Origin of the sequence: Serinibacter salmoneus (genome assembly GCF_002563925.1) — a bacterium.
Lineage (GTDB): Bacteria > Actinomycetota > Actinomycetes > Actinomycetales > Beutenbergiaceae > Serinibacter > Serinibacter salmoneus.
Genome location: NZ_PDJD01000001.1, coordinates 1,785,673 through 1,797,364, shown reverse-complemented (window position 1 = coordinate 1,797,364; position 11,692 = coordinate 1,785,673). Strand labels below are relative to the sequence as shown.

The following is an 11,692-nucleotide window of genomic DNA, read 5'->3' as shown; positions in this document are numbered from 1 at the left end:
GCTCGGGCCGGGTGCCGCTAGGGTTGTCAGCGTGCTGACTGACGCTCCCATCGACCTCGTCGCCTTCGACCTCGACGACACCCTCGCACCCTCGAAGTCACCCCTGCCGCCGCAGGTGGCGCAGTTGCTGACCGCGCTGCTGGAGCGCACCCAGGTGTGCGTGATCTCCGGGGGGCAGTACCAGCAGTTCCGTGACCAGGTGCTGGAGCGCCTGGACCTGGACGACGACGCCGCGCGCCGTCTGCACCTCATGCCCACCTGCGGCACCCAGTACTTCACGTGGGACGGGGAGACGTTCACCACGGTCTACGCCCGCACCCTCACGGCCGACGAGCGCGATCGCGCCATGCGCGCGCTGGAGGAGCAGGCCAAGGCGCTGGGCCTGTGGGAGACCGAGACCTGGGGGCCGGTGCTGGAGGACCGCGGCTCGCAGATCACCTTCTCCGCCCTCGGCCAGGCCGCACCCGTGGACGCCAAGGCGGCGTGGGACCCGACCGGTGAGCGCAAGGGCCGGCTGCGTGACGCCGTCGCCGCCCTCCTGCCCGACCTCGAGGTCCGCTCCGGCGGATCCACGTCCGTGGACATCACCCGGCGCGGCGTGGACAAGGCCTACGGCATGAAGGCCCTGGAGGAGCAGACCGGCGTGCCGCTGGCGAACATGGTCTTCGTGGGGGACCGCCTGGACGAGGGCGGCAACGACCGCCCCGTGCTGGACCTCGGGGTGCGTTGCCACGCCGTGGGCGGCTGGGAGGACACCGCCGACTACCTCGCCGAGACCCTCATCCCCTACCTGGACTCCGCCCGCTCCTGACCCCGGTGCCCGGGCGTTCCCAGGAGGCGATGGGATGATGGGGCGGTGAGCCACACCACAGCCCGCACCGCGCGCGCGGGCCGCGCTGTGATCAGCCGCGCAGTGCGCCGGTTCGCCGTGCGCCCCTCCGGGGCGCGGTGGGTCGCGGCGCTCACCGCCTCGGCCACCCTGGTCACCGCGTGCAGCGGGTACGAGGAACTGCCAGCCGATCCCGCTGCGGAGCTCAGCGCGGGAGCCGCGGTGAGCCTGCCCGACAGCGCCGTGGTGTTCGACTCCACCGACCCCGTGACACTGGCGATCGACGCCTCCACAGCGCTGTTCGTCGAGGCCGGGATCGTGGTGCTGGTGGACGAGGGCGGCGATCAGCTGCGCGCGGCCTCCATCGCGATGGTGCTCGGGGTGCCTGCACTGGTCACCTCCGAGAGCCGCTCGGCGCAGGTGGCCGCGGAACTGGAGCGGTTGGGCACCCACACGGTCCTCGTGCTGGAGGAGGCCGTCGTGCCGGAGTTGTCCGAGGGCACCCAGTTGCTGCGGGCGGTCGCGGCACCGCAGAACGTGGCAGGCCTGCAGGTGGTGCTCGGGCAGGAACTGTCCGGTTCGCTGCAGGTGGATCCCGCGAACGCCCTCACGATGCTCGCCTCGGCGCAGCAGCCGTACGAGTGGATCTACGAGACCGACCCCGAGGCGGTGCCGGTCGAGGAGTCCGAGGCCGAGGAGCCCGGCGACGACGCACCCTCCGACCCCGAGGACGTCACCGACCAGGGGGAGGCCTCGGGCGGCGCCAGCGCCCTGGACCCCGGCTCACGTGCCGCCGGGTCGGTGCTGGCGGCGGGGTCCGGGAACGACACCGGCACGGACACCGACTCCGATGCCGACACCGGCACGGACACCGACTCCGATGCGGACACGGAGGATCCCAGCCCGTCCGCGACCGAACCCGCCGACCCCGCGTCCCAGGACTCCACCGCGGAGCCGAGCGACGGCGGGATCGAGACCCCGAGCCCCAGCGAGTCGGCCACCGAGGACCTCACCACCCTGCCGGGTCTGCCCCCGGTGCTCGCCACCGAACGAACCGAGGAGCTCATCGTCGTCTCCGACGGCGGACCCGGTCAGGTGGCCGCGCTCGGCACGGCACGTGCCGCCGGCGCGGACGCCGTCATCGTGCCCGGCGGTGACATCAGCATGGATCCCCTGGCGATCGCCACCATCTACGGCAACGACCCGACGCTCGCGATGGGCCTGGGGGAGGGCCTGCCCGACGCCGGCACGCTGGCCTACCAGGTGGCCGTGGCCACCACGGGCGACGCCCTGCCCGGCGGTGGCCAGTGGGTGCTGCCGGCCAAGACGTACGTGGGACTGCGCGGCACCCCCGGTGCGCCCGAACTCGGCCCGTTGGGGGAGGGCACGGCGCAGGAAGGGATCACCGCGGTGCGCGAGTACGCCGCCGGTGTGCCCGGGGCGATCCCGACGGCGGAGCTCCTCACCACGATCGCCTCCGACACCCCCGGCAGTGACGGCACCTACTCCCGGCTGCGCAGCGGCGAGGACCTGATCGAGACGCTGGACCTCGCGGCGCAGGAGGGTGTGATGACCCTGCTGTCCTTCCAACCCGGCCGGGCCCGGTTCATCCAGCAGCTCGAGCAGTACCCCGAGAGCCTGGCCAGGCCGGCGGTGGGCGTGGTGCTCGATGCGACCTGGCGCCTCAGTGACACCGGCACCCCCACCCGGCCCGGCGGCCCACCCACGGATCTCGCGGAGGAACTCACCGAGACCCTCGAGTGGCTCGCCGAGCAGGTGCTGCAGGAGTCCCTGCCACCGAAACTGGTGGTGCTGCGGCTACCCACCGGGTTCGACGTCGAGAGCCTGGAGATCCCGACCGCGGCGCAGGTCTCGGTGGTGCTGGAGGTGGACGGCGCAGCCGTGCTCCCGGCGCCCACCGAGGAGCCCGCTCCGCAGCCGTCGGCGACCGGGACGGACGAGGTCGCCGAGGACGAGGTGACCCTCGCGGAGGCCTGGGACTCCGCCGTCGACCCCGCCTACCCCTACTGGGGGTGGCTGCAGGGCCCCGACCCGGTGGAACTCGACGGGCTCCTCGCGCTCGATCCGGCGCCGGTGCTGATCGTGCAGAACTGAGCGGCAGCCCTCAGCGCTGGGTGGCCAGGCGCCGGGAGTCGTCCCGGATCTCACCGACCAGTTCCTCCAGGACATCCTCCAGGGTGACCACGCCGAGCGGGATGGTGCCGATCGGGCTCGCAGGCTCCTGCACCACCGCGAGGTGACTGCTCATGCGCTGCATGCTCGCCATCACCTCACGCAGGCTCGCCGTGGGCGCCACCTGCGGCAGGGGGCGGACCGCGGCGCCGGGAACCGGCTCGTCCCGGTGGGAGGGGTCGATACCGATGATGTCCTTGATGTGGATGTACCCGGTCAGGGTGCCGTTCGAACTGGCCACCGGGAAGCGGGAGTAGCCCTGTGCGGAGGCAGCCTCCGCCTGCGCCGGCGTCACGCCCTCGGGCAGGGTGCGGACCTGCTCGATGGGCAGCAGCACGCTGCGGATGTCCCGCTCGGCGAACTGCAGGGCACCGAGCAGCAGCCGCTCATCGTTCAGCTCCAGCAGGCCGCCCTCGTGGGCCTCCGCGACCAGACCGGCCACCTCATCACGCGTGAAGGCACTGGTCACCTCGTCCTTCGGGGTGACCCGGATGATCCGCAGCGAGATGTTCGCGATGCCGTTCAGCAGCCACAGCACCGGGTAGAGCAGGGTGCAGAAGGCCAGCAGGATCGGGGAGAGGACCATCGCCATCCGGTCGGGGCCGGCCAGTGCGATGTTCTTGGGCACCATCTCGCCGAACACCACGTGCAGGTAGGTCACCAGGGACAGCGCGATCACCAGCGCGATCGGGTGCTGCCAACCGGCCGGGATGCCGAGGTCGTCCATCGGCGCCTCGAGCAGGTGCGCGATCGCGGGTTCGGAGATGGATCCCAGGGCCAGGGAGCACACCGTGATCCCGAGCTGGGCACCCGCCATCATGAGCGAGACGTGCTCCATCGCGAACAGGGTCATCTTCGCGACCGGGTTGCCCTCCTCCGCGCGTGGCTCGATCTTGGTGCGTCGAGCGGAGATCAGGGCGAACTCGGCGCCCACGAAGAACGCGTTCGCCAGGAGCAGCACGGCGGTGAGGCCGAGTCCCTGCAGATCGCTCATCGGTCGCTCGCCCTCTCGCCCTCGGCCTCATCGGCGTGCCGGTCATCGTGGTCCTCGCGCTCGCCCGGCTTGCGCTGCAGCGAGCGTGGGTCGTCCTCGGCGAGGATCTCCACCCGGACGAGGTCCACGCGGCGGCCGTCGAGTTCCACGACCTCCATCCGCAGGGTGCGCTCGTCCTCACCCGGCACGTGGTCGGTGGCCACCAGGACCTCCTCACCCACCTGCGGGAAGTGCTCCAGGGTCGCGGTGACCAGGCCGCCGAGGGTCTCCCAGGCCTCGTCCTCCGGGACGGCGACCTCCAGGACCTCCGCGGCCTCGTCGGTGCGCATCAGACCCGGCAGGGTCCAACTGCCGTCGGTCCCGGCCAGGGGGGCGTGTTCGTCGGCGTCGTGCTCGTCACGCACCTCACCCACGATCTCCTCCACCAGGTCCTCGAGCGTGACCAGGCCGGCGATCGAGTCGAACTCGTCGATCAGCACCGCCATCTGCAACCCACCGGCGCGCAGGTCGTCCATGAGGTCGTCCAGGGGGACGCTGTCCGGGCGCAGGATCGCAGGCTTGAGCAGATCCTGCAGGGTGGTGGTGCCGCGCTGCTCGAAGGGCACCGCCAGGGCACGGCGGACGTGGGCGATCCCGGCGACCTCCTCCTCGGTGTGGCCCTCCTCGTCCTCGTGGGCGTGCAGCACGGGGAAGCGCGAGTGACCGGAGGAGGAGGCGCGTGCGATCAGCTCGGCGACCGTGTCCTCCGGCTCCAGCGCGATCATCCGGCTGCGCGGGGTCATCGCGTCGCGGGCGCGTCGGTCGCCGAAGGCGAGCGAGCGCTCCACGAGCTCGGCGGTGTCCACCGCGAGCGTGCCCTGCTTCGCGGAGTGCCGCACCAGGGCGCTGAGCTCCTCCGCGGAGCGGGCGGAGGCCAGTTCCTCCTGCGGTTCGATGCCCACGGCGCGCAGCAGCCGGTTCGCGGTGCCGTTGAAGAACCGGATCGGCCAGGCCATGGACTTGGTGAAGCCGCGCTGGAACCCGGCCACGGTCTTCGCGGTGCCCAGCGGCCGGGCGATCGCGAGATTCTTCGGGACCAGTTCGCCGAAGACCATCGTCACGATGGTGGCGACCAGCAGGCCGATCGTCACCGAGGTGGCGGTGATGCTCGCCGCAGGCATCCCGAGGTCCTGCAGCAGCGGCCGCACCAGGTCCGCGATCGCGGGCTGGGCGAGGTAGCCGATCGCCAGGTTGGTGATGGTGATGCCGACCTGGGCCCCGGAGAGTTGGGTGGACAGGGTGCGCAGCGCCCGCTGGACGCCGGGCGCGCGGCGGTCACCGGCGGCGACCGCCTCGTCCACCTGGGCGCGGCCCACGGTGATGAAGGAGAACTCCGCGGCCACGAACGCGCCGCACACGACGACGAGGATCATCGCCAGGAGGAGGAGAAGGATCTCGGTCACGCAGCCTCACCCCGATCGGGGAGAGGCCTCGGACTATCGCCCTCCGGTTCGTCGTCCGGCAGGGCGTCCAGGAGATGCGGGGTGGGGGAATGGTCGCCGGCGCTACAGGCGCTCATCGTCTCCGTCCGAAGGTCTGTCAGGGCAGGGATCGCCCCGAGATTTCCCTAGGATAGGGCAATGCGGCGCGTGCAGGTGATCGAGAGGGTTCAGCCCCTGGTTCGCCGGTGGATCCCCCGCCTCACGCGCGCGGCGGGGATCGTGCTCTCCCTGGGCGTGGTGGCCCTGATCGCCTCGATCGCGACGACCACCGCGCGCGCCTCGCTGGGGCCGCACGTGGTGGACCTGCACCTGAGCGCGGACCACGCGATCACCGTGGATCTGGGGCCGCTGGGTCGCCTCGTGCTGGACTCCCCGGCGCCCTGGCCGTTGGGAGTCTGGGCGGACGTGGGCGAGATCCCGGCGGGCCTGTCCGCCGTGGACTCCCCGCTGGCCGGCCTGGACGCGGACGTGGCCGCCTACGCCGCGTTCTTCTCCCAACCGGGCGCCACCCTGGAGCGCGCCGCCTGGGCGCTCGGCACGGCACTGACGGCACGCACCGTGCTGATCTGGTCCCTCCTGCTGGCGGCGGCCGCGCTCTGGCTGTTCCTGACCCGCAGGCGTTCGACGGCGCTGCCCACCCCTCGGCGCCCAGCCGAGGGCCGGCTCGCGGTGGCCACGGCGAGCCTCGCCGTCGTCAGCCTCGCCCTGGTCCCGGCCGTGGGGCTAACGCAGCGCCAGGCCGACCAGGGGACGCCGTCGGCGGTCCTCGCCTCGATCGCGCCCGAGCTCTCCTCAGTGCGCCTGACCGGGCGGCTGGCGGGCCTGGTGGAGAACTACGGCGGACTCGCGCAGGAGGCGATCGAGGACAACGAGACCTTCTACGCCGACCTGCGCGACGCCGTCGTGACCGCGTTCCAGCAGGACACCGCCCTGGCGCCGAGCCGGCCGAGCGCGCCGCCCGGGGTGTTCCCGCGGCCCACCCTGTCCCAGGTGCCGGATGTGGCCACGGTGCTGCTGATCTCCGACAACCACTGCAACATCGGGATGGGACCGGTGTACGCGGCGATGGCGCGCGAATCGGGCGCCGAGGTGGTGCTCAACCTGGGCGACACCACGATGGGTGGCTCGTCCGTGGAGGCGGTCTGCGTGGACGCGCTCGCCGACCACCTCACCGAGGTGCCGGTGGTGGTGGCGGACGGGAACCACGACTCCACCACCACCGGTGAGCAGGAGGCCGCGCGGGGGTGGCAGGTGCTGGACGGCGGGGTGATCGAGGTGGCGGGCCTGCGCATCCTCGGGGACCGCGACCCGCGCCTGACGTCGGTGACCCTCGGGTATCGGGACTACACCACGCGGGAGGAGCTCGCCCAGGGGCTGGAGGGCGCCGCGTGTGCCGGCGTGGCGGAGCCCGGGACGCCCTGGGCGCTGTCCGCGGACCGGGAGGGCTGGGTGGACATCCTCGCGATCCACGACCCGTTCGTGGGGGCGCGGGTGATGCCCTCGGGATGCGTGGTGCTGGAACTCACCGGGCACCTGCACCGTCGGGTGGGACCGGTGCAGGAGGGGCTGGGCCTGCTGTACGTGACACCGTCCAGCGGGGGTGCGGCCGCCGGGATCATCCCGATCGGGCCGCTGCAGGCGGACGCGACGGCGACGGTGCTGCGCTACGACCGCGCGAACAAGCGCCCGGTGGCGCTGCGCGAGGTGCGCATGACGCCCGACGGCGCCGCCGCGCTGGGGGAGTGGGAGACGTTCCCCGCGATGCCGACGCAGCCCGTGGTGGCTGACCTCTCCGCCCGCGCCAGCGACTGACCCTCCGCGAGGCATTTCTGCAGGTACCGCGAGGCATTTCTGCAGGTGCCGCGAGGTGGTTCTGCAGGTGCCGCGAGGTGGTTCTGCAGGTACCGCGAGGTGGTTCTGCAGGTACCGCGAGGTGGTTCTGCAGGTACCGCACGAGGGTTCTGCGGCCCAGCGCATGCCTCCCGAGCGCGAGGGGCGGGCGACGCACACGCGTCACCCGCCCCTCGGCGTCGGACCCTCAGCGGCCGGATCTCAGTGGGAGGCGCGGAACATCCACGCCTGCTTCTCCAAGCCGAAGGCCACGGAGGTGAGCAGGTCCTGGCTCGGCATGTCGGCCTCGAGCTCGGGCAACTCGCCGCGGATCCGGTCGGCGGTCGCCGACAAGCGCGACTCGAGCTGCATGATCACCTTGTCGGAGGAGACCGGGCCGGACTCGTACTGCTCCACCGCGGAGTCGGCGAGCACGGTGGCGGCGCGGCCGTCCGGCTGTCCGCCCACGGCGACCAGCCGCTCGGCGACGTCGTCGGAGAAGGCGCGGACCATGTCCGTCACCTCGTCCAGCTGCAGGTGGACGGAACGGAACTGGGGGCCGTACACGTTCCAGTGCGCCTGCTTGGCCTGCAGGGACAGGTCGATGAGGTCCACGAGTGCCTGCTGCAGACTGGCCTTGACGATCTCGGGGGCTTCGTTCGCCATGATCACTCCTTGGTCGTGGTCGGGTGGGGACACTACGTCCAACCACTGTGGCACGCTGGGTGTTCCACGCACCATGCATCTGCATGAGTTCGGCGCGGATGGTCCGGGAGGTCGCCCATGGTGAGTCTGCGCGCCAGCACGCAGGCATGGCGGGAGGTGCTGCGCACATCCTCGGCACTGATGCACGCGTTCGAGGCGGCCGGTGACTTCGGCGACCTCTCGCCGCGCGAGTACGACGTGCTGCGCGCGCTCGCCGAGGGACCGCACACCGGATGCCGGCTCGGGGCGCTGGCCGAGGAGACGTACCTGCCGCAGCCGAGCATGTCCCGGTTGGTGGAGCGTCTGGAGCGCCGGGGGCTGGTGCAGCGCGGGCCCAGCGCCACCGACGGGCGTGCGGTGATGGTGACCCTGACCGGCGAGGGACAGGCGTTGCAACGGGAGATCGGACGGCGGCACGTGCGCTCGATCCATCGGGTCATGTCAGCGGACCTGTCCGAGGCCGAACTGCGGGTGTTGCGCTCGCTATTGGCCCGGGTGCGCGCGGCGGGTCCGCGCCGCGAGGGCTGATCGAGCGCCGGGGCCGCGCAGGTCCCCGCTCGTTGGGGGGAGTAGGCTGACGCCATGAGCCACCAGGAGTTGCTTACCGGGCCGCGCTGACATCAGCGGGCCCGTGCGGCCTGTCGGCGCGGCAGACCTCCCCGGCGGGAGGTCTTTTTCATGTCCGAGCCGACGACGACCTAGCAACTCACGTGAAGGAAAGTCAGGATGACCGAGACCACGACCGCCACCACGCCCGCCGACGTGCCGCCGCACCGCTACACGCCCGCGCTGGCGAACACGATCGAACTGGCCTGGCAGGAGCGGTGGGCCGAGCTCGGCACGTTCCGCGCCCCCAACCCCGACCTGACCAGCGACGCCGCGGCCGGCGGCGAGGTGGAGGGCACCGACACGGAGCACGCGCCTGACTCTTACTTTGTGATGGACATGTTCCCCTACCCCTCCGGCAAGGGGCTGCACGTGGGGCACCCGCTGGGGTACATCGCCACCGACGTGATGGGCCGCTTCGAGCGGATGCGCGGCAAGAACGTGCTGCACGCCCTGGGGTATGACGCCTTCGGCCTGCCGGCGGAGCAGTACGCCGTGCAGACCGGGCAGCACCCGAAGATCACCACGGAGGAGAACATCGCGGTGATGCAGCGTCAGCTGCGCCGCCTGGGACTGGCGCACGACGACGCGCGATCCTTCGCCACCACGGACCCGGAGTTCGTGCGCTGGACGCAGTGGATCTTCCTGCAGATCTTCAACTCCTGGTTCGACCCGGAGGCCACCGCACCGGACGGCTCCACCGGCGCCGCCCGCCCCATCGACACGCTGATCGCGCAGTTCCAGGACGGTTCCCGCCCCGTTCCCGGCGGCGCGGCGTGGGCGGACCTGAGCCCGGCCGCCCGCGAGGACGTGCTGGCGGACTACCGCCTGGCGTTCGTGGCGGATGTGCCGGTGAACTGGTGTCCCGGACTCGGCACGGTGCTGGCCAACGAGGAGGTCACCGCCGAGGGCCGCTCCGAGCGCGGCAACTTCCCGGTCTACAAGCGCAACCTGCGCCAGTGGATGATGCGCATCACCGCCTACGCCGACCGCCTGGTGGCCGACCTGGACCGGGTGGACTGGCCGGAGAAGGTCCGCCAGATGCAGCGGCACTGGATCGGCCGCTCCGAGGGCGCCCACGTGCACTTCCGGGTGCCCACCGCCACGGGCCCGCAGGACCTGAGCGTCTTCACCACCCGCCCCGACACCCTGTTCGGCGCCACCTACGTGGTGCTGGCACCCGAGCACCCCCTGGTCGAGGAGATCCTGGCCACCGAGCCCACCTGGCCCCAGCAGGTGCCGGCCGCCTGGACCGGGGGTGAGGCCACGCCGTCGGAGGCGGTGCGTGCCTACGTGGCGGCCGCCAAGGCCAAGACCCCCGAGGAGCGCCAGGCGGACGCCGGCGCCAAGACGGGCGTGTTCACCGGTGGCTACGCCACCAACCCCGTCAACGGCGAGGCGCTGCCGGTGTTCGTGGCCGACTATGTGCTGATGGGCTACGGCACCGGCGCGATCATGGCCGTGCCCGGCCACGACGAGCGCGACCACGCCTTCGCGACCGCCTTCGAGCTGCCCATCCGGGAGGTCGTGTCCGGATCGGACGACGGCGTCGCCTCCCAGGCGTGGACCGGCGACGGCGTGGCGGTCAACTCGGGCAACGAGGAGATCAGCCTCGACGGGCTGGCCGTGGCCGAGGCCAAGCACGCCATCATCCAGTGGCTGGAGGCCAAGGGCTTCGGCACCGGCACCACCACCTACCGGCTGCGGGACTGGCTCTTCAGCCGCCAGCGCTACTGGGGCGAGCCGTTCCCGGTGGTCTACGACGCCGACGGCCGCGTGATCGCGCTGCCCGAGTCGATGCTGCCGGTGGACCTGCCCGAGGTCCCGGACTTCTCCCCGCGCACCTTCGCCGAGGACGACGCGGCATCCGAGCCGGAGTCGCCGCTCTCCCGCGCCGGGGACTGGGTGGAGGTCACCCTGGACCTAGGCGAGGGGCCCAAGACCTACCGCCGCGACACCAACACGATGCCGAACTGGGCCGGCTCCTGCTGGTACTACCTGCGCTACCTGGACCCGACCAACGACTCCGCCCCGGTGGACCCGGCGTTGGAGCAGTACTGGATGGGGCCGCGGATCGACGGCAGCCGCGGCACCACCGGTGGGGTGGACCTGTACGTGGGCGGGGTGGAGCACGCGGTGCTGCACCTGCTGTACTCCCGGTTCTGGCACAAGGTGCTGTTCGACCTGGGGCACGTCTCCAGCGCCGAGCCGTTCCGCACGCTGTTCAACCAGGGCTACATCCAGGCCTACGCCTACACCGACGCGCGCGGCGTGTACGTGCCCGCGGAGGAGGTCGTCGAGGAGGTGGTCGACGGCGAAGCCACCTACCGCTGGAACGGCGAGGTGGTGAAGCGCGAGTACGGGAAGATGGGCAAGTCGCTGAAGAACATGGTGACGCCCGATGACATGTACGCCTCCTACGGCGCGGACACCTTCCGGGTGTATGAGATGTCGATGGGGCCGCTGGACCAGTCCCGGCCGTGGGACACCCGCGCCGTGGTCGGCTCGCAGCGATTCCTGCAGCGGCTGTGGCGCCTGGTGGTGGACGAGGACTCCGGCGCGCTGGTGGTCTCCGAGGACCCCGCGGACAAGGAGACCCAGCGCCAGGTGGCGCGCGCCATCGCGGATGTGACCGCCGAGTACGACGGGATGCGCCCGAACACCGCGATCGCAAAGCTGATCGTGCTGGTCAACCACCTGACCGGGCTGAGTGCGGCCCCCCGCGAGGCGGTGGAGCCGCTGGTGCTGATGACGGCGCCCGTGGCCCCGCACATCGCGGAGGAACTGTGGTCGCGCCTGGGGCACACCGAGAGCCTGGCGCACGAGCCGTTCCCGGTGGTCACCGACGAGAGCCTGCTGGTGGACGACACCGTCACCTGCGTGGTGCAGGTCAAGGGCAAGGTCCGCGACCGGCTGCAGGTGGCGCCCTCGATCTCCGAGGCCGACCTGCAGGCCGCCGCTCTGGCGAGCGAGGCGGTGGCGAAGTTCCTGGACGGCGAGCCGCGCAAGGTGATCGTGCGCGCCCCCGGCCTCGTGAACATCGTGCCGTGACGC

The 11,692-nt window shown here is 71.8% G+C and carries 8 protein-coding genes; 5 read left to right on the top strand and 3 right to left on the bottom strand.

All coding sequences use genetic code 11. The annotated features are described in order from the left end of the window. Positions 1–34: 34 nt before the first annotated feature. A complete protein-coding gene (locus tag ATL40_RS08050) occupies positions 35–811 on the top strand; it encodes an HAD-IIB family hydrolase (RefSeq protein WP_098470367.1) in 777 nt (258 codons plus the stop codon). Positions 812–856: 45 nt separating this feature from the next. After that, a complete protein-coding gene (locus tag ATL40_RS08045; protein WP_098469091.1) occupies positions 857–2,944 on the top strand; it encodes a hypothetical protein in 2,088 nt (695 codons plus the stop codon). 10 nt (positions 2,945–2,954) lie between these two features. Here the strand turns inward: ATL40_RS08045 and ATL40_RS08040 are convergent, their stop codons facing one another. Together ATL40_RS08040 and ATL40_RS08035 are read right to left on the bottom strand one after the other, a co-directional pair. Next, positions 2,955–4,016, bottom strand: coding sequence for a hemolysin family protein (locus ATL40_RS08040; RefSeq protein WP_098469090.1), 1,062 nt, complete (start codon positions 4,014–4,016; stop codon positions 2,955–2,957). Then, positions 4,013–5,458, bottom strand: a complete 1,446-nt coding sequence (locus ATL40_RS08035; RefSeq protein WP_245866891.1) for a hemolysin family protein — start codon at positions 5,456–5,458, stop codon at positions 4,013–4,015. The genes ATL40_RS08040 and ATL40_RS08035 overlap by 4 nt, the downstream gene beginning before the upstream one ends. Before the next feature lie 177 nt (positions 5,459–5,635). Here ATL40_RS08035 and ATL40_RS08030 point away from each other — a divergent pair, with 177 nt between their 5' ends. Continuing rightward, complete coding sequence (locus tag ATL40_RS08030; protein ID WP_098469089.1) at positions 5,636–7,309, top strand: metallophosphoesterase; 1,674 nt, start codon at positions 5,636–5,638, stop codon at positions 7,307–7,309. Between the two features lie 240 nt (positions 7,310–7,549). Here the strand turns inward: ATL40_RS08030 and ATL40_RS08025 are convergent, their stop codons facing one another. Further along, on the bottom strand, positions 7,550–7,993 hold the full coding sequence (locus ATL40_RS08025; protein ID WP_098469088.1) for a Dps family protein: 444 nt from the start codon (positions 7,991–7,993) through the stop codon (positions 7,550–7,552). 117 nt (positions 7,994–8,110) lie between these two features. Here ATL40_RS08025 and ATL40_RS08020 point away from each other — a divergent pair, with 117 nt between their 5' ends. Next, positions 8,111–8,560 (top strand): MarR family winged helix-turn-helix transcriptional regulator, encoded by a 450-nt coding sequence (locus ATL40_RS08020; RefSeq protein WP_098469087.1) that lies wholly within the window; start codon positions 8,111–8,113, stop codon positions 8,558–8,560. Positions 8,561–8,758: 198 nt separating this feature from the next. Beyond that, positions 8,759–11,689: a leucine--tRNA ligase gene (gene leuS, locus ATL40_RS08015; protein ID WP_098469086.1), complete on the top strand. Its 2,931-nt coding sequence runs from the start codon at positions 8,759–8,761 to the stop codon at positions 11,687–11,689. Positions 11,690–11,692: the final 3 nt, after the last annotated feature.

What these genes read in the sequence shown, in the direction of transcription:
- ATL40_RS08025 (WP_098469088.1), bottom strand. Translation starts at nt 7,993, where the DNA reads ATGGCGAACGAAGCCCCCGAGATCGTCAAGGCCAGTCTGCAGCAGGCA.
- ATL40_RS08020 (WP_098469087.1), top strand. Translation starts at nt 8,111, where the DNA reads ATGGTGAGTCTGCGCGCCAGCACGCAGGCATGGCGGGAGGTGCTGCGC.
- ATL40_RS08030 (WP_098469089.1), top strand. Translation starts at nt 5,636, where the DNA reads ATGCGGCGCGTGCAGGTGATCGAGAGGGTTCAGCCCCTGGTTCGCCGG.
- ATL40_RS08040 (WP_098469090.1), bottom strand. Translation starts at nt 4,016, where the DNA reads ATGAGCGATCTGCAGGGACTCGGCCTCACCGCCGTGCTGCTCCTGGCG.
- leuS (WP_098469086.1), top strand. Translation starts at nt 8,759, where the DNA reads ATGACCGAGACCACGACCGCCACCACGCCCGCCGACGTGCCGCCGCAC.